Origin of the sequence: Pararhizobium sp. LjRoot235, from assembly GCF_964254145.1 — a bacterium.
GTDB lineage: Bacteria > Pseudomonadota > Alphaproteobacteria > Rhizobiales > Rhizobiaceae > Pararhizobium.
Genome location: NZ_CAXUSP020000001.1, coordinates 1422465 through 1439897, shown reverse-complemented (window position 1 = coordinate 1439897; position 17433 = coordinate 1422465). Strand labels below are relative to the sequence as shown.

Annotated in this window: 15 protein-coding genes and 3 pseudogenes; 7 read left to right on the top strand and 11 right to left on the bottom strand. The window is 60.7% G+C overall.

The genetic code is table 11. The features are described 5' to 3' along the window. Positions 1–42 precede the first annotated feature (42 nt). Positions 43–690 carry an NADPH-dependent F420 reductase gene (locus ACSQ2Z_RS06880; RefSeq protein ID WP_436080500.1) on the bottom strand — a complete coding sequence of 216 codons (648 nt, stop codon included), beginning with the start codon at positions 688–690 and terminating at the stop codon, positions 43–45. Positions 691–1070: 380 nt separating this feature from the next. Then, a complete protein-coding gene (locus ACSQ2Z_RS06875; protein WP_436080499.1) occupies positions 1071–2192 on the bottom strand; it encodes an AAA family ATPase in 1122 nt (373 codons plus the stop codon). Between the two features lie 106 nt (positions 2193–2298). Between ACSQ2Z_RS06875 and ACSQ2Z_RS06870 the strand changes: the two genes are divergently transcribed. The 5 genes and pseudogenes from ACSQ2Z_RS06870 to ACSQ2Z_RS06850 form a co-directional block, all read left to right on the top strand. After that, positions 2299–2580: a metal-sensing transcriptional repressor gene (locus ACSQ2Z_RS06870; protein WP_436080498.1), complete on the top strand. Its 282-nt coding sequence runs from the start codon at positions 2299–2301 to the stop codon at positions 2578–2580. Between the two features lie 8 nt (positions 2581–2588). Beyond that, on the top strand, positions 2589–3800 hold the full coding sequence (locus ACSQ2Z_RS06865) for a nickel/cobalt efflux transporter (protein WP_436080497.1): 1212 nt from the start codon (positions 2589–2591) through the stop codon (positions 3798–3800). 9 nt (positions 3801–3809) lie between these two features. Next, positions 3810–4169 (top strand): annotated as a pseudogene (locus tag ACSQ2Z_RS06860) (MFS transporter); the annotation flags it as partial. A 159-nt stretch (positions 4170–4328) separates the two neighbouring features. Further along, a complete protein-coding gene (locus tag ACSQ2Z_RS06855; protein WP_436080496.1) occupies positions 4329–5150 on the top strand; it encodes a chromate resistance protein ChrB domain-containing protein in 822 nt (273 codons plus the stop codon). Positions 5151–5205: 55 nt separating this feature from the next. Then, positions 5206–5350: pseudogene (locus ACSQ2Z_RS06850) on the top strand (chromate transporter); the annotation flags it as partial. 59 nt (positions 5351–5409) lie between these two features. On the opposite strand, the gene ACSQ2Z_RS06845 reads toward ACSQ2Z_RS06850, so the two are convergent. Beyond that, positions 5410–6735 (bottom strand): hemolysin family protein, encoded by a 1326-nt coding sequence (locus ACSQ2Z_RS06845; protein ID WP_436080495.1) that lies wholly within the window; start codon positions 6733–6735, stop codon positions 5410–5412. Between the two features lie 390 nt (positions 6736–7125). Here ACSQ2Z_RS06845 and ACSQ2Z_RS06840 point away from each other — a divergent pair, with 390 nt between their 5' ends. After that, a complete protein-coding gene (locus ACSQ2Z_RS06840) occupies positions 7126–7518 on the top strand; it encodes a GFA family protein (RefSeq protein WP_436080494.1) in 393 nt (130 codons plus the stop codon). Positions 7519–8569: 1051 nt separating this feature from the next. Here ACSQ2Z_RS06840 and ACSQ2Z_RS06835 read toward each other — a convergent pair. From ACSQ2Z_RS06835 to ACSQ2Z_RS06800, 8 genes are all read right to left on the bottom strand, one after another. Beyond that, a complete protein-coding gene (locus ACSQ2Z_RS06835; RefSeq protein ID WP_436080493.1) occupies positions 8570–9040 on the bottom strand; it encodes an aminoacyl-tRNA deacylase in 471 nt (156 codons plus the stop codon). 183 nt (positions 9041–9223) lie between these two features. Continuing rightward, positions 9224–10672, bottom strand: a complete 1449-nt coding sequence (locus tag ACSQ2Z_RS06830; protein WP_436080492.1) for an FAD-binding oxidoreductase — start codon at positions 10670–10672, stop codon at positions 9224–9226. Between the two features lie 110 nt (positions 10673–10782). After that, positions 10783–11544, bottom strand: a complete 762-nt coding sequence (locus tag ACSQ2Z_RS06825; protein ID WP_436080491.1) for an ABC transporter ATP-binding protein — start codon at positions 11542–11544, stop codon at positions 10783–10785. Next, positions 11541–12374, bottom strand: a complete 834-nt coding sequence (locus tag ACSQ2Z_RS06820; protein WP_436080490.1) for an ABC transporter ATP-binding protein — start codon at positions 12372–12374, stop codon at positions 11541–11543. Before ACSQ2Z_RS06820 ends, ACSQ2Z_RS06825 begins: the two co-directional genes overlap by 4 nt. Further along, entirely contained in the window at positions 12371–13303 is a 933-nt protein-coding gene (locus ACSQ2Z_RS06815; protein WP_436080489.1) for an ABC transporter permease, read from the bottom strand. The genes ACSQ2Z_RS06820 and ACSQ2Z_RS06815 overlap by 4 nt, the downstream gene beginning before the upstream one ends. After that, entirely contained in the window at positions 13300–14367 is a 1068-nt protein-coding gene (locus ACSQ2Z_RS06810) for an ABC transporter permease (protein WP_436080488.1), read from the bottom strand. Before ACSQ2Z_RS06810 ends, ACSQ2Z_RS06815 begins: the two co-directional genes overlap by 4 nt. Before the next feature lie 14 nt (positions 14368–14381). Then, positions 14382–16025: an ABC transporter substrate-binding protein gene (locus ACSQ2Z_RS06805; protein WP_436080487.1), complete on the bottom strand. Its 1644-nt coding sequence runs from the start codon at positions 16023–16025 to the stop codon at positions 14382–14384. A gap of 46 nt (positions 16026–16071) precedes the next feature. Then, positions 16072–17127, bottom strand: a complete 1056-nt coding sequence (locus tag ACSQ2Z_RS06800; protein WP_436080486.1) for a dipeptidase — start codon at positions 17125–17127, stop codon at positions 16072–16074. Positions 17128–17290: 163 nt separating this feature from the next. Between ACSQ2Z_RS06800 and ACSQ2Z_RS06795 the strand changes: the two are divergent. Further along, positions 17291–17413: pseudogene (locus tag ACSQ2Z_RS06795) on the top strand (hypothetical protein); the annotation flags it as partial. Positions 17414–17433: the final 20 nt, after the last annotated feature.

The window sequence follows — 17433 nt, the reverse complement described above, 5'->3', positions numbered from 1 at the left end:
CGCATCGCCTATATACCGCAGCGTGAAAAAACAATATGGGGGTCAATCCAGACGGATCATGATGCAGTCGGACAGGGGACCTGGAACCTGCTGAAGCGGCCCTCCCCATGCGAGGGGGCCAAGATCGACGGCGGCGAAGTCCATCTGGCCAAGTAGACGACAGACCTCGGAATTCGCCCTTGGCTCGTCTCCCGAAATGAAAGCGACTCTGCGCCCGCAGTCGCTGCCTGTCGGGATCTCCAGCTTGCCGGGCGCGAAGTTCAGCCCCTTCACGACGTAGGCATTCCGGACCATGCTTGCCACGAGCTGCGTGGAATTCTTGACGGCCGCCACGCCATTTACGCTTACAGGTTCTTCAGGGTTGGTCGCGTCAAGAAGGATGCGCGCCTCCCAGTCGACTACGAGGGAGAGTGTCGAGGCCACGTTGGCCCACGGCACCGCAAGCACGACAATCTCTGGCCGTATCGCATCGAGAGGAGTTACAAGGCGAAGACGTCCGCCAGAGATGTCGGCGAGGCTATGCCATTCCACTCCAGGGTGGTCGACCCCGGCGAGAACCTCGATGCCAAAACGAAAGGCACGTGTGGCGATGAACCGCGCCAGCTCCCCTTCCCCGACGATTCCGATCGTCGATGTCGCATCGCCGGACAGGGGCCAGGACACCGCAAAGGTTTGAACCGCGGGCGTCATGCGCCCAACCCGTGAGAGTAGAATATATCTCGAGCTGCCATCAGTGCTTGGAGACGCTTTATAACTTCTGTGCGTGCATTGGACGGGCCCAGCGCATGTTCCACGCGCCGTCCGCACAGCCAGACTAATAGTTTCTTTGAGTACTCGGCGTTAATCGTCGTTAAATATTGAAAAGGCGATCATCTGTCTGCCTGCAATCCGTTTCACGTAATTTGAATGACTGCTCTCCCGCGCCCATAAGCTCTTGGAGGCTTCACTGCGTCTGACCGGTCCACCCCGTGCAGACGGTCGTTTGATTGGGAAAGCACAATGCATCATAGCCCCGCCGCTGAAGCGCCCGAGGGCTTTTGGGGTGGCTGTTCGGCCGATAGCGCTGGCCACTAGGCCAAACGCCGCCGATCGCTTCCCTGATCCCCTTCCTCGATCGCGTCCAAGACCTCCCTGCCCGGCAGCTCAAGTCGCGATACAAGTTCATCGGCCAGCATCATGCAGGCATCCCCATGCCGCGCGAGGATATCTTTCGCCCGGTCTAGCTGATCTTGCAGAATACGGTCGACCCGTGCCAGGAGCATCGGATCGAGATGACCGAACCCCTCGAGGTGTCGACGGCTGAGGTCGCCGTACGAAGCGAGCTTCTCGCCCATGCCGTAGGATCGCTCCAAGGCGATGGCCGTCTTCGTGGCCTCGAAGAGGTCGGATCCATCGTTGCCTGCGACACCGTCATCGTGACCACCCAGGAAGACCTCCTCGGCAGCCATGCCGGCCATCGTCATGGCAATCAGATCGAGATAGTGCTCCTTTGTCTTGCGAATCCATGTGCCCCGTCTGAAGCGCGCCTGACCTAGGGATTGCACACTGTCATCGACCCTGATCCGCCCGGCGATGGCGACTTTCACGAGATCCATGCCGAGGGCTACGCCGACGACTGCGTGCCCGATCTCATGGACCGCACTCGCCTTCAAGATGTTCGGGGGGATGTCGGCCATGAAAGGCAGATGAAGGATAACATCGCCCCTCGTAATCGGCCCGCGCCGCCGCCGTGCTGACCTGCGGGCGTTGCGGGTGATCTTCTCGATCTCGGCACCGGAAAGTCCAGAGGTCGCTGCTGCGAAGTCACGATAGTCCTCCACCCCAAGGCTGTCATGCAGATGCATTCTGAAGATAGCCTCGCGGGCGTGCTGATCTGGGGGTGAAATCACCACATGTCGGTCGAGCCGCCCTGCTCGCAGGACGGCGGCATCGACCATCTTGGGATGGTTGCAGGCAGCGACGACGATCACGCCCTCCCTGCCTTCGATGCCATCGAGCTGTTCCAGGAGGCCATTGATTGCCTTGATGTCGTAGGAGGCATTGCTGCCCTGAGCGTCATCGCGAGATCCGAATGCATCGATCTCGTCAATGAACAAAATCGCCGGAGCAGCATCTCTAGCTTCCTTGAAGCTCCGCTGCATGGCCTTCAGGAAATCGTTGAGATATCCCTTTGCTTGCCACTTGGCATACAAGGTGGCGATCAGGTCGAGAACTGTTCTTGGCAGCGCGACGAATGCAAATGTTGGATGAGGAAATGTTGCTTGACTATATCCCCTCCGGGGGGATAGCACTTGCATTATGACAGATCAAGCGCACATTCACGAAACGCATCCTGACATCATCAAACGCCTGAAACGCGCGGAGGGTCACCTGCGCGGCGTGATCGCCATGATCGAAGCGCGTCGACCCTGCGTCGATGTGGCGCAACAGCTTCATGCGGTTGAAAAAGCGATCTGCCAGGCGAAGAAGACGTTGATCCAGGATCACCTCGATCATTGCCTTGAAGATTCGGTCGGCGCCCTCGGTGCCGAGCAGCGCCAAACGATCAACGAGTTCAAGACAATCACCAAGTACCTCTGAGGTTCGATATGACAAGCTTTGCCGACCTGATCAGCCAGGGATCGGCCCATGCCTGGCTGTTCATCCCGAGCGCCATTCTTCTGGGTGCACTTCATGGGTTGGAACCTGGGCACTCCAAGACATTAATGGCGGCTTTCATCGTCGCCATTCGGGGCACCGTCGGCCAGGCGGTGCTGCTTGGATTGGCGGCTACCGTTTCTCACACCATCATCGTGTGGGCGATAGCCTTTGCTGGCCTGTACATCTGGCAGGGCGTCGATGCCGAGGTGTTCGAACCCTATTTCCAGCTGGTATCGTCGGCAGCCATCATCGGCATTGCGCTCTGGATGTTGTGGCGCACGTGGCAGGACCAGAAAATGGCGAAGGCGGCCGCGGGGCATGATCATGCCGGACACCACAGTCACGGGACATCCCATTCTCACGGGAGCCATGGTGGACACGCAGACGTGCGCCGGATCGACACGGGCCACGGCCTTGTCGCTCTTGAGGTCTTCGAGGATGGCGTGCCGCCCGTCTGGCGATTGCGCACCGAGCGCGGTCACGCCTGGTCGGCGGCCGACGTCACTGTGGTGACGGAACGTCCAGACGGTAGCCGGCAGGCGTTCTCCTTCGCCGACAAGGGCGATTATCTCCAGTCCACCACTGACATCCCGGAACCCCATGAATTCATGGCCCGCCTGAGCCTCGGCCACGGCAACCACATCCATGATTACGATCTGTCGTTCGTAGAGGGTCACGGACATGACCATATGCATGAGGAAGTCAGAGGGCTTGAAGTCAGCACGGACGGTTACCAGGACGCCCACGAGCTGGCACACGCCAACGACATCCGCAGGAAGTTTGCGGACCAGAATGTCACGACCTGGCAAATCGTTCTCTTCGGACTGACAGGCGGTCTCATCCCCTGCCCTGCGGCAATTACGGTTCTTCTGCTATGCATCCAGCTCAAGGAGTTCTCCCTTGGCTTCATCCTGGTACTGTGCTTCTCGATCGGTCTCGCCATCACTCTCGTGACCGTCGGAGCCATCGCCGCGCTCAGCGTCCGCCAAGCGACGAAGCGCTGGAGCTGGTTCGGTACCTTCGCTCGTCGCGCTCCGTATTTCTCAAGCGTGCTGATCATTGCGGTCGGGGTCTATGTCGGCATGCAGGGTTGGGCGGGGCTTCAGGCTCATGCTGCCACGACACCTTCGGCGACCGTTTCCACGCCAGTACAGAACTGAGTTTCAGCGATGTTGCAGGTCCTTGCCAACAGAACCTACCGCCACCTCTTCCTGGCCCAGGTGATCGCGCTTGTCGGAACGGGCCTTGCGACCGTTTGCGCTCGGACTACTTGCCTACGACCTTGCGGGCGCTGACGCGGGAGCCGTGCTTGGCACCGCCCTTGCCATCAAGATGATCGCCTATGTCGGAGTTGCACCGATCGCGGCGGCATTCGCCGAGCGCCTTCCGAGACGCGCAATGCTCGTCAGTCTTGATCTCATACGCGCGGCGGTGGCATTGCCGTTCGTTACGTAGGTCTGGGGCTCCTCATCTTCGTCCTGCAGTCGGCCTCGGCGGCCTTCACGCCGACTCTTCAGGCGACCATCCCCGCCAGCGCTATGTTGGTGATGTGAGAGCCCCCGGCTGATCACAGGGCGCTTGACAGTTTGCGGGGATCGTTTCAAAACACCAGCCATGGGGCTGCGATCACCCCACGAGGCGACAGCCGAAGTATCGCGTCCAACAACCGATCAACGGAAGGACGCGTCATGTCATCACTTCTTGAAATATCCCCTGACAAGCTTGCCCGCCTTATCGGCACCCCAAAATGCCCGGTGCTTATCGACGTCCGCATTGACGAGGACTTCGATGCCGATCCGAGGCTGATCCCCGGCTCCGTCCGGCGGGACTACCGTACCCTCGAGAACTGGATCGGGCCTCTCGCCGGAACCTCTGCGATCATTATCTGCCAGCGCGGCCAGAAACTCAGCCACGGCGTGGCCGCATGGTTACGGCAGGCCGGCATACCAGCAGACAGCCTGGAAGGCGGCTACGAGGCGTGGGCCGCTCAGGGACTTCCCGTGGTTCCCGTCTCCCTGCTGCCCCCGCGGAACGCCGCGGGGAACACCGTGTGGGTCACGCGGGCGCGGCCCAAGATCGACCGCATCGCCTGCCCCTGGCTCATCCGCCGTTTCGTCGATCCGACCGCGGCGTTCCTGTTCGTCCCGCCATCGGAGGTCGAACTCGTGGCCGACCGCTTCGGCGGCGCGCCATTCGACATTGACGCGGACATCAAATGGAGCCATCGCGGCGAACTCTGCACCTTCGATGTCATGGTCGAGGAGTTCGGCCTGTCGTCGCAGCCTCTGCTACGCTTGGCGATGATCGTTCGCGGAGCCGATACGGCCCGTCTCGACCTTGCGCCCGAGGCCCCCGGCCTGCTGGCGGCTTCGCTCGGGCTGTCGCGGATGTTTGCCGACGACCACGAGCAACTGAAGGCAGGCCTCCTTCTCTACGACGCGTTCTACCGCTGGTGCAGGGACGCGACCGACGAGACGCACAACTGGCCTGCTGGCAAGAAGGGAGCCTGACATGATCGACATCGTCGACCAGGCCGCCCCGACTGCGGCCCGGCAAACCTACGACCCCGAGGCCCAGCGGCTTGCGATCTACATTGGATGGCTCCTCCACCACAGGCGGACTGGTCGCGGGTTTCCTCTTCGTCCTGCCCGGTTTTCTCGCCATCCTGGGGCTTAGCTACATCTACGCCGCCTTCGGTAGCGTCACCGTCGGTCTACTGGCGGTAAACGTCCGACGGCAGACGATGAACAGTTCGCGGGATCTATGTCATCAAGCGTCGGACAGTCGCTTGGCGAGTATCTTGTCGATCCTACGACCGTCCATGTCGATGATCTCGAAAGACCATAAGTCGTGCCGGAACGTCTCGCCCACCACGGGCAGATGCTTCAACTTGTAGAGGGCGAAGCCAGCGAGGGTGTGGAAGTCGCCGTCGGAGGGACCGTCACCGAGGTCCAGATGCTGGAACGCCTCGTAAGCGGGCATCGATCCTTCCATCAGCAACGACCCATCCGTTCTCTCCACCACGTTGGGGAGTTCCCCCTCGGGACCTGGCAGGTCTCCGGCAATCGCCTCGAGCAGGTCTGTCTGGGTGACGATGCCTTCGAGGCTACCGTATTCGTCGATCACGATGGCGAGACGTACAGGCGATGCCTTGAAGTTGTCGAGAACGCGGAAAACGGGTGTGGATTCGTGCAAAACGAGAGGCTGCTTCAAGACCGCCATGGGATTAATGGTGCTGCCATTGAGAACCTGGATCAGCAGGTCTTTCTTCAGAACCATGCCGATGGGTTCGTCGATCGTCCCGCGAGAGACGACGAGCTGATCGTGATGCGATTCCCTAATCGTCTCCAGCATGTCTTCGAGGCTGTCGTCAGCGTCGATCCAATCGACGTCCAACCTCGGCGTGATGATATCGGAGATATGACGGTCGCCGATGTTGAACACCCGTTCGACCAGTTGCTGCTGGGCGACGTCAAGAAGACCGCCCTCCTGGCTTTCGGCGACGAGCAGCTTGAGTTCGTCGGCCGAATGGAGTGACGACTCACCTGTTCCCGGACGCAGTCCGACCAGCCGCAGGACCAGGTTGCCAAGACCGTTGAGCGTCAAGATCGCAGGCTTCAGCACCACGAGGAACAAGCCCAGCGGGCGCACGACGGCGAGTGCCGTTCCCTCGCTTCTCTGTAGGGCCAGGCTTTTGGGTGCCAGCTCGCCGAGCACGATATGCAGGGCCGTGATGATGATGAAGGCGATTGCGACCGCGATGGCGTGCGCACTTGCCGTCGCCCAGGTCCCTGGCAGGAACGCCAGGAGCGGTTGAATGAGATGCGCCAAGGCGGGTTCGCCGACCCAGCCCAATGCGAGTGACGAAATGGTGATGCCGAGCTGGGTGGCGGCGAGATTAGCATCGAGGTTGTCGACCGCCCTCTGGAGGGCCGTTGAATTCATCCGGCCCACCGCGACGAGTTCGGTCACCCTGCTGCGCCTCACCGAGACCAGCGAGAATTCCGCGGCGACGAAGAAGCCGTTCGCGGCAACGAGGAGAAATACGGCGATGATGCCCATGTAGTCGAATATACTGCCATCCTGGTCCGGCATGCGAGTGAAGCTTCCTGGGCTGTTTAAGATGACGGAATCGTAGCATGGGAGGTCGTGACACGGGAAGACGTGGCTTGACTTGTTTGCATAAAGGTATTGGGTGGCGCTGAAGGCTTGGTGCCGCTCGCAGGCTTTGAAACGCGAGGGGGCTTGATCCTTTCGGGGAGCGCCCTCGCCGACCCAGATAACCTCGAACGCACGATATGGTCGTTACAGGAGGCAACCGAAACGGGTGATGGTCCATAGATGCGCGGCTGTCATCATCCGGTTAAAGAGGCACGCTTATTGATTGCCTTCAGATGATGTTGAAATAGCTGCCGTTTTGCTGGCAGATGCCACAGGTCCAATGTCACGATCATTCCACCCGCTTGATTTTAGAGGAGACGCAGCATGAACCGATTCACGGGCGGTTGCCTGTGCGGCAACGTCCGAATTGTGGCGTCGGGACACCCGTACCGGGTCGGCCTTTGTCACTGTCTCGACTGTCGCAAGCATCATGGGGCCCTTTTTCACGCTTCCGCGGTGTTCCCTCAGGATGCGGTGACGATCGATGGCGAAACACGCGACTACGCCGGGCGGTTCTTCTGTCCCCGCTGCGGCTCGTCCATTTTCGCACGCACCGCAGACGAAATCGAAGTGAACCTGGGATCCCTGGATGCTCCTGACCAACTGATGCCAACCTACGAAAGCTGGATCGTCCGGCGCGAATCCTGGTTGCCGCCGTTTCCGCTCACCAGACGATATGACCGCGATCGTGACGCCACGAGCCGCTTTGAGGAGTAGGTCGCACAAACAGTGCGAAGGCGCCGTTACAAGGTGACAGGGATGTATGCCACATCAGAAGTCAAAATGGCGGATGTCGGATGCGCCATCTTTCTTCTTTATTTTATTTATTTATATGCTCCCCATCGGTGCGCTGTCCCGACAGCAAAAGACGCCTGCTTCGAGGGATTCAATAATTGGTGGAGCATGCTTCAGCTTTCAGCTGCGCCCCAGCAGCCAAGGATGTCAGGAACCTGGCACCAGTGAACCGATAGTCGATGCTGACCGGTTGTCAAAACGACGATAGAGCCGACCTTTGCCTGCCACTCTTCCTGCCTCATGCCTAACTTGAAGACGGCCCTCATCCCTTTGTGTGAATAGTTGTCGCCCTCTGTTTATGAGATATTTGCACGGACGCCGAGGTCAACCGCGAGGCGCTTGCATCTCAGCGTGAACGCTTTTCATCACGACGACGCACAAACCGATTCCAGTGATTGGTGTAAGTTTGCTTACGAGGCGCGATCATGAAAACCTATGCGGCATTGCTCATCGGAGTCGCCATAATGGCGTGCACCCCACATAGTCGGTACGTCAACTTGCCTGGATATGCCTACAAGACCGATCCGACTTGCACGCGCACTCAATCGATCTCCAGGTTCGACAGGCGCTGCGATTATCCGAGACTTGGGTTTCCGGGCTTCGTGCCGCCGATAATTGGAATCGTCGGAATTTGAGCCGAGGCGAGCGAAGTCTCCCGCCGATACCCGCGCGCGTTATTCCTTCCAGCCGATTGACGGTCCTCGAACCCGATCCGATTGGTCTGTACAAGAATTTGGCCCGGCGCGCGCCACTTCGGGATACGGTGCCAGACAAGACGCCGTGAATCCTCCACCTCACAAAATCAATGATCGAAAACGCTCCAGGGACAAACAAAGTGAGCTTCGTCAGCCCAGCGCGGCGTCCGGTGCCCTCTTTGGTTCATCAGCCCATGAACTCGCGCACGACCCAGCCCCGCCGCAGGCAACTCCGCGCCGGCCAAAGCGGAGCGCGCGCGCCCCGGGGGTCGTCCCGTCTAAGCCACGTGACTGAAGCGGGCGACCTGCGCATCCTTCATCAGGCTGCGGAAGTTTGATCCGCTCATATGCACCAATGTCTTGTGATCACCGCCCTCGAAATAGACGTCGCTGGCGTTGCCGAGGCTTTCGTCGAGGATCACTGGCACGTCGTAGGCCGGTCCGATGGGCGGCACCGCCCCAATGTCGCAATCGGCGAAAAGCGAGCTGACCTCGTCCTCAGAGGCGAGACCCAGACGCTTGTTCATCACGTCCTGCAATGTGGAGAGCTCGATCCGGTGGTTGCTCGGCACGACGGCGAGGACGTACCCCATTTCGTGATGTACGACCACGGATTTGGCCAGACTGTTGCCGGGAACATGGGCCGCTTGTGCCGTCTGGCTGGTTGTCGCCGTGCGGTGATGAGCGACGGTGTCATAGGCGATACCCTCACCGTCGATATAGTCCTGAAGTTTCCTTGCGATCGTCATCGTAGGTACCTCTCATGTTGCGTGCTGACGCATAAAGAACATTCTCCTCTCATCACCTGCGAAGTCAACGATGAATGGACCGCCGCGAACGCAAGCGGCGGCCGGTTCGACTGCCTATCGATTTGCTATCACGGGGAGATCGCCGTTACGGCGACCGATCTCCCGACCCGGAATTATGCATCGTCAGTTGGGCGGGCTCACATCATCCGCCCCCACCGGCCTGACATTCTGGTTCATGCGGAACAGGTTTTGCGGATCGTACTGCTGCTTGATCTCGGCAAGCCGTCGGTAGTTGCCGCCATAGGCCGCCTCGACGCGGTCGGTCTCGTCTTCGGGCATGAAGTTGATATAGGCAGTGCCCGCCGAATAAGGCTTTGCCGCCTCAAACAGCTGGCGCGCCCAGCCCATGCAGGCCTGATCCATTGCGGGCTCGCGCCAACGCGCATGAACATTCATGACGAAATGCGACTTCCGCTGCGGAAAGGCTGTCGCACTGGCGGCGACGCGGCCGGCGGCACCACTGAGGTGAGCGATGAAGACCTCGCATTCCGGTCCAGGCAGCTTGCCGATCGCATCGAGCAGGACCTCGATCGCGGGGTCCGAAAGCGCGATGAAGTCGTGGCTTTTCCAGTAGTTGCGCGCGCCGGGCGTCAGCAGCGGATCGAAGGCCTGCTGCCAGCCGGCAAACGGATTGGGTCCGACGACATCGACAATCGGGTTGCCAATCGAGCGCAAGCGCTGCGTCGCCATCTCGCCGGGCTCAAGGTCGCCACACCAGCACATGGCAAGAACCAGGATCTCCTTGCCATGCCACTCCTGCGGAAGGAACGGCAGTGGCGGCGCCTGTCGCATCACGACCCAGCAGGTCAGCTCGTCCGGCGCCGTTTCAAGCGCTTGCCGATACTGCTCAAGAACGGCCTGCGCATCGGCGATAGGATGCACCACGAGGCCGGAGAGGACCTGTGGGCCGAGTTCGTGAAGCTGAAACTCGAAGGCCGTGACGATGCCGAAATTGCCGCCGCCGCCGCGGAGCGCCCAGAACAGATCGCTGTTTTGCGTCTGGCTTGCGCGCACCAATTCGCCATTCGCCGTCACGACATCCGCGCAAACGAGGTTGTCGATCGTCAGGCCGAATTTTCGCGTGATCCAGCCGAAGCCGCCGCCGAGCGTCAGGCCTGCAATGCCGGTCGTCGAGTTGATGCCGGTTGGAAGCGCCAGCCCAAAAGACTGGGTTTCCTTGTCGACGTCGGCGAGCGTCACGCCCGGTTCGATCCAGGCACGTTTGGCGGCGACATCGACACGCACCGATTTCATCGGCGACAGGTCGATCATCAATCCGCCGTCGCAGACCGCATTACCGGCAATGTTGTGCCCACCGCCGCGCACCGAGACGAGCAGCTTGTTATCGCTTGCGAATCGCACCGCGTTGACCACGTCGGCGGCCCCTGCGCATTGGACAATCAGGGCCGGCCGGCGATCAACCATCGCATTCCAGATCGTCCGCGCCTCGTCAAAGGCGGCATCGCTGACGTCCAGCACCTTGCCGCGCAGCCGTGCGGCAAATGCCTCGATGGCCGCGGCACCGATCCATGTCTCTCCTGCTTGCAGATTCATAAGGCCCGTATCGTTCATGATTCGCTCCTCCCAACGTGAACCATGCCCCAGCCCGGGAATATTGCGCCTTTCTAATGCACACCACAAGGCGCGGTTCTGCCGATGTCGGAAAACCGCGCCCGCTGAGCTCAGGCCGAGGCCGCTGTCCGCACAAACCCCCTGCTCGCGACTATCAGGTTGTTCGTATAGCTCTCGCTGATGCGCCCCGCGACGAGATCGCCGGAAGACAATCGCTCGACGATTTTGCCCGATTTCATCACAGCCAGGCGCTCGCACATATGGGTGACGACGCCGAGATCGTGGCTGACCATGATGTAGGTGAGCTTCCGGTCGCGCCGGACCTGTTCGAGCAGGTTGAGGACTTCGGCCTGTACCGAGGCATCCAGCGCCGAGGTCGGCTCGTCGAGCAGCATGATCTCTGGCTCGATGATCAGCGCACGGGCAATGGCGATGCGCTGGCGCTGGCCGCCGGAGAGCTGGTGCGAGTAACGGAAACGGAAGGACGAGCCGAGGCCAACTTCGTCGAGCGCGCGCAGTATACGGCGTTCGGCATCCTTTATACCGTGGATGGCGAGCGGTTCCTGCAGCAGCCGATCGATGGTCTGGCGAGGGTGCAACGAGCCGTAGGGATCCTGAAACACCATCTGCACCCGGCGATAGAAAGCCTTGTCGCGATACCGCGCATCGAGCGTCTTGCCGTCGAGCAGGATCTTTCCGCCGATCACAGGCGCAAGCCCGGCGATGGCCCGCAGCAGCGTCGATTTTCCCGATCCGGATTCGCCGACGAGGCCGAAGGATTCGCCGGCCGCGACGTCGATGCTGACATTGTCAAGCGCCAGGAAATCGTCGTAGGCGACAGTCATGTTTTCCGCCGCAATCGCCGCCCTCATGCTGCCCACTCCGGTTTGCGGTCGAGCACTGGAAGCGGATGACGGTCCGTCCCGAGTGTCGGCATGCAGTTGAGCAGGCCCTGCGTATAGGGATGTTTCGCATTCGACAGTTCCGAGGCGGCGATCTCTTCGACGATCCTGCCGGCATACATGACGATGACCCGATCGCAAAAGGAGGAGACGAGCCGAAGATCGTGGGAGATGAAGATCAGGCCCATGCCGCGCTCGGCAACGAGCTTGTCGAGGATGCCGAGCACGTCAAGCTGGACCGTCACGTCGAGCGCCGATGTCGGCTCGTCGGCGATCAACAGCTCAGGACCTGCGATCAGCATCATGGCGATCATGGCGCGCTGCCCCATCCCGCCTGACACTTCATGCGGATGCAGGTCGAAGACGCGCGCCGCATCCCGGATCTGTACTGCCTCGAGCATGGCGATGGCGCGGTCGCGGGCCTCGCGCCTGCTGACATTCTCATGCGTGCGCAGCGTCTCGACGATCTGACGGCCGATACTCATGACGGGGTTGAGCGAATATTTCGGGTCCTGCAGGATCATGGCAATGCGGCTGCCGCGAAGGCTGCGCCGAACTTTCGCGGACGCGGTCAGAAGGTCTGTGCCATCGAAGTTGAGCTTGCGTGCCGAGATGCGGGCATGCGGCGGCGTAAGCCCCATGATCGCCCTGCCCGTCTGCGACTTGCCCGATCCGCTTTCGCCGACGATACCCAACCGCTCGCGACCGAGCGTGAAGGAAACGCCGCGCACCGCCTCAATCAGGCCGGTGCGGGTCGGAAACGAGACCGTGAGATCATCGACCGTCAACATCGGGCTCATTGGCCACTCTCCCGCGGATCAAGTGCGTCGCGCAGGCCGTCGCCCAGCAGGTTGAAACCGAGGCTGACAATGAGGATGGCGATGCCGGGCATGGTGGCGACCCACCATTGGTCAAGGATGAAGCGCCGCCCGGACGCGATCATGGCGCCCCACTCCGGCAGCGGCGGCTGCGCGCCGAGGCCGAGGAAGCCAAGGCCGGCCGCCGTGAGGATGATACCGGCCATGTCGAGCGTGACACGGACGATCAGCGAGGAGACGCACATCGGCATGACGTGGCGCAGCACGACGCGGAAGGGCGATGCGCCCATCAGCCGGACGGCGGCGATGTAATCGGAATTGCGCACCGTCAGCGTCTCGGCGCGGGCGATACGCGCATAGGGCGGCCAGGAGGTGATGGCGATCGCGATGATGGCATTCTGGATGCCCGGCCCCATGGCGGCGACGAAAGCGAGTGCCAGAACCAGTTTCGGAAACGCCAGGAAGATATCGGTGATCCGCATCAAGACCGCATCGACCCAGCCGCCAGCATAGCCGGAGATGGCGCCGACCAGCAGGCCGATGGGAGCAGCGATGATCGCAACGAGAACGATGACGAGCAGGGTCAGTCGCGATCCGTAGAGCAGGCGGGAGAGGATGTCCCTGCCCTGATCGTCGGTGCCGAGCAGATAGCCTTCGCTCCCCGGCGGCAGCAGCCGCGCGCCGGCAAGATTGCCGATAACAGGCGAATGCGGCGCCAGCGCATCGGCGAAGATCGCAACCAGAATGAGCAACAGGATGATGCCGAGCCCGGCAACCGCCAGCCGGTTGGCCGAAAACCGGCGCCAGGTCATATAGGCCCGGCCGAGGCGTGCCTGCAGGCGCGATTGCGGTCGGTCGGACATCAGCCATTGGCGGCGGCTGACGGGAGTGGACTGGTTGATCTCGCTCATCGCGCACGCGTCCTCGGGTCGAGCGTCCGGTAGAGAAGATCGGACAGGATGTTGATGGCGATGAATACCGAACCGATGACGATCGTGCCGCCGAGCACGGCGTTCATGTCGGCGTTCTGCAGCGAATTGGTGATGTAGAGGCCAAGCCCCGGCCAGGCGAAAACCGTTTCCGTCAGCACCGAGCCCTCGAGCAGGCCAGCATAGGAGAGTGCAATCACCGTCACCAGCGGCACGGCGGCGTTGCGTAGCGCATGCGCCCAGATGATGCGGGTCTCGGAAAGGCCCTTGGCGCGGGCAGCAACAATATATTCCTGCGCCAGTTCGTTCAGCATGAAGCTGCGCGTCATGCGGCTGATATAGGCAAGCGAGAAATAGCCGAGCAGGCCTGCGGGCAGGATGATGTGGCGGAAAACGTCGCGGAAAACGTCCCACTGCCCCTGCCAGAGGGAGTCGATGAGATAGAGCCCGGTCACCGGCGTGAAACTGTACTCGTAGACAATGTCGATGCGGCCGGGAAAGGCGACCCATTTCAGCCGGGCGTAGAACAACAGCAGCGACAGCAATGCCAGCCAGAAGATCGGTACCGAATAGCCGACAAGACCGATGACCCGCACGATCTGGTCGGCGATCGAGCCGCGCTTGACGGCGGCGAGCACGCCGAGCGGTACGCCGATAAGGCTGCCGATGATAGTGCCAAAGGTCGCGAGTTCGAGGGTGGCGGGAAAGACGCGGCGGATGTCGGTCATGACCGGGTTGGTGGTCAGGACGGAGGTACCGAAATTGCCGGTCAGCGCGTCGCGGACGTAGATGAAGAACTGCTGGTACAGCGGCTTGTTGAAGCCCAGAAGTTCTCGGGTTCGCTCGACGACGTGAGCCGGCGCCCGGTCGCCGAGAATAGCGAGCACCGGATCAATCGGGATGACGCGGCCAATGAAGAAGGTCACGGCCAGCAGGCCGAGATAGGTCGTGACGATGATGACCAGGAAACGCAGCACGTTTCCTGCCCAGTCATTGGCGCGGGCGCGTTTGCGCCCGGCCAGTCGTGTGGTTTCAGGAAGGGTCACCGGCAGTCTCCGGCCTATTCCTTGGAAACGTTGAAGACGTAGTTGGTATCGAAGCTCGGCCCGAGCTTGAAGCCCTTCAGATTGCCGCGATAGCCGGCAACTTCAATCTTCTGATGAAGGATCACGAAGGGGCTATTGGCCAATACCTTCCTTTGCAAATCCTTGTACATGTCACTTCGCTTGGCAGCGTCGCGCTCAAGAAGCGCCGCCTTACTCTCGTCCGTCCATTCCTTGGGAACATCCCAGGCATTGCGCCATGCGAGCGTCTTCACCTTGCCCTCGTCGGAATTGTTCGGATTGACGGTGAAGGTCTCGGCATTGGAGTTCGGATCGAAGTAATCCTGGCCCCACTCGCCGATATAGATGTCGTGGGTGCGGGCGCGGTACTTGGTCAGCGTCTGCTTGCCGTCGCCGGGGATGATTTCCATCTTGATGTTGGCCTGGGCAAGCGTCTGTTGAATGGATTCGGCAATGCCTGTGATCGGCTGCGTGTTGCGCACGTCCATGGTCACCGAGAAGCCATCGGCGAGACCGGCCTTGGCCAGCAATTCCTTGGCCTTGGCAACATCGAGTTTGTAGGGGTTCTCATCGAGTTCGCCGAGAACGCCCTTCGGCAGGAAGGTCTGGTGGATCTCGCCGATGCCCTTGATCAGGGTCGATCCGATCGCGTCATAGTCGACCAGATATTTGAACGCTTGCGCCACTTCCGGCTTTGCCAGGTTGGGGTTCTTCTGGTTGAGGCTGAAATAATAGACCGTGCCCTTCGGCGCACTGGTGGTGGCGAGATCGGCATTCTTCGAAACGGCGTCGAAATCACCCGGCTCGAGATTGCGCGCCACATCGATATCGCCTGCTTCGAGCGCAAGGCGCTGGCCGGAACTTTCCTTCATATGGCGGTAGATGACGCGGGCGAGCGGTGCCTTCTCGCCGAAATAATTGTCGTTGCGCTCCATCACGACCACTTCGTTGGCGCGCCACTCGCGCATCTTGAAGGCGCCGGAGCCAGCATAGCCGGTCTTCAGCCATTCGTTGCCGAAATCGTTGTCGTATTTGTATTCATCGGACGGCGTGACGCTCTTGACATGCTCGAGTACCAGCTTCTTGTCGACGACCGACCCTACGGTCGCGGTGAGACAGTTCAAGACGAAACTCGGCGCATAGGCCTTGTCGACGGTGAAGACAAAGGTGCCTTCGTCGGCCGCCTTCGCCTTTTCGGTGATGTTGTCGCCCGTCAGGCCGAACTGGGTAAGGATGAAGGCGGGGCTCTTGTCGAGCTTCACAACGCGCTCAAAGGAATAGGCAACGTCTTCGGCAGTAACGGGATTGCCGGAGGCGAATTTCAGGCCGGGCTTGAGCTTGAACGTATAGGTCAGGCCGTCGTCCGAAACCGTCCAGCTTTCGGCGAGATCACCGACGACCTTGGAGGTGTCGTTGAGGTCGAGACGAACGAGATAGCTATAGGTATTGGCGGTGACTTCGGCCGCCGAAAATTCGAAGGCTTCGCCAGGGTCCATGGTGATAATGTCGTCGATGGCAAGCCCCTCGACCAGGGTATCGGGCGGCGTCTCGGCGAAAGCGGGCGCACCCGACATCAGGATCAGCGACAGGGCCGCACCTGCCGTCAACATTCGGACATGCTTGTTCAGTGAGTACATCATCGTTCCGTTCCCTCTTTTTGAGCCCATGCGGCCCTTTGTTTTCGGTTCAAGCGGCTTCGTGCCAGGCTTGAGCCAAAACGCGCAGCCAGTTTTCCCGGCACAATTTCGTCAGTTCGGTAGCACCATATCCGGCAGCCCTGAGGGCAACAATCAGGCTTTGATTGCCCGCCGCATCGCCGATTTCTTCCGGGATGGTCGCGCCGTCAAAGTCCGATCCGAGCGCCACGCAATCGATGCCCATGCGCTCGACCATGTAGTCGATGTGCCGGACCATGTCGGAGAGCGGCGTCCTGGCATTCTCCTGGCCGTCGGGCCGCAGCATCGTCGTCGCATAGTTGAGCCCCGCCAGTCCCCTGCGCTCGCGGATAGCATCCATCTGCCGGTCGGTCAGGTTGCGCGCGACGGTGGTCAGCGAATGCGCGTTGGAGTGGCTGGCGATCAGCGGCTGGTCCGTCGTTTTGGCCACATCCCAGAAACCCTTTTCGGTGATGTGGGCAAGATCGACCAGGATACCAAGGCGGTTGCATTCGCGCACGAGATCGAAACCGGCATCCGTGAGGCCGGGTCCGGTATCAGGTCCCACCGGAAAGGCGAAGGGCACGCCGTGGCCGAAGACGTTGTGGCGGCTCCAGACCGGCCCGAGCGAGCGCAATCCGGCGGCGTAGAATGTTTCGAGCGCGGCAAGATCCGGTCCAATCGCCTCGCAGCCCTCCATATGAAGCACGGCGGCGAAGACGCCCTGCGCCATCGCAGTCCTGATGTCGGTGACCGAACGGCAGAGCTTCCAGGCGCCAGCGCGATCGAGCCGCAAGGCAATGGCGGTGAATTCCAGCGCGATATCGAGAGAAGGCTGCCGCTGCAGCGGCTCGGACAGCGGCGTGTTGTAATGGCCATTCGCGTCCGGCGTCTTCAGCACCAGATGCGCGGACGGGATATAGATTGCCGACAGCCCACCGGCGAGACCGCCCCGTTTGGCGCGGGGGCCGTCGATGTGGCCTTCAGCCGTTCCGTTCACAAATTCATGGACCGGATCGGCACCGTTCTTGGCATTGCTCCAAAGCCGCAGCAGCACATCATTGTGCCCGTCGAAAACCGCCTGCATTCAAGAATTCCTGTCCTGCCTGATGTTTCAATGAGCGGACGCCCATTATTGTCCAGTTGGTCAAGAACACGATGCTAGTGAATCGCATGGCGAATAACAATGTGGCATCGACAAAATTCAACATTCTTAAAAACTCTGATGGAATAACGGCTTACAGCGCTTCTACAACACGACAACGGCCAACTGCACGACGATCGTCTTTGCGATGATCAGCCGCACCGTCCCGGCGCCTGCCGCTGGATCACCGGCTGCTGTTTTCGGGTTATCTGCCCGCCTATATCGCTGAAGTGAACGACTTCACGCAGC

Excerpts from the sequence above, each read along its gene's own strand:
- ACSQ2Z_RS06880 (WP_436080500.1), bottom strand. The coding sequence starts at position 690 with ATGACGCCCGCGGTTCAAACCTTTGCGGTGTCCTGGCCCCTGTCCGGC.
- ACSQ2Z_RS06870 (WP_436080498.1), top strand. The coding sequence starts at position 2,299 with ATGACAGATCAAGCGCACATTCACGAAACGCATCCTGACATCATCAAA.
- ACSQ2Z_RS06865 (WP_436080497.1), top strand. The coding sequence starts at position 2,589 with ATGACAAGCTTTGCCGACCTGATCAGCCAGGGATCGGCCCATGCCTGG.
- ACSQ2Z_RS06855 (WP_436080496.1), top strand. The coding sequence starts at position 4,329 with ATGTCATCACTTCTTGAAATATCCCCTGACAAGCTTGCCCGCCTTATC.
- ACSQ2Z_RS06845 (WP_436080495.1), bottom strand. The coding sequence starts at position 6,735 with ATGCCGGACCAGGATGGCAGTATATTCGACTACATGGGCATCATCGCC.
- ACSQ2Z_RS06840 (WP_436080494.1), top strand. The coding sequence starts at position 7,126 with ATGAACCGATTCACGGGCGGTTGCCTGTGCGGCAACGTCCGAATTGTG.
- ACSQ2Z_RS06835 (WP_436080493.1), bottom strand. The coding sequence starts at position 9,040 with ATGACGATCGCAAGGAAACTTCAGGACTATATCGACGGTGAGGGTATC.
- ACSQ2Z_RS06830 (WP_436080492.1), bottom strand. The coding sequence starts at position 10,672 with ATGAACGATACGGGCCTTATGAATCTGCAAGCAGGAGAGACATGGATC.
- ACSQ2Z_RS06825 (WP_436080491.1), bottom strand. The coding sequence starts at position 11,544 with ATGAGGGCGGCGATTGCGGCGGAAAACATGACTGTCGCCTACGACGAT.
- ACSQ2Z_RS06820 (WP_436080490.1), bottom strand. The coding sequence starts at position 12,374 with ATGAGCCCGATGTTGACGGTCGATGATCTCACGGTCTCGTTTCCGACC.
- ACSQ2Z_RS06815 (WP_436080489.1), bottom strand. The coding sequence starts at position 13,303 with ATGAGCGAGATCAACCAGTCCACTCCCGTCAGCCGCCGCCAATGGCTG.
- ACSQ2Z_RS06805 (WP_436080487.1), bottom strand. The coding sequence starts at position 16,025 with ATGATGTACTCACTGAACAAGCATGTCCGAATGTTGACGGCAGGTGCG.
- ACSQ2Z_RS06800 (WP_436080486.1), bottom strand. The coding sequence starts at position 17,127 with ATGCAGGCGGTTTTCGACGGGCACAATGATGTGCTGCTGCGGCTTTGG.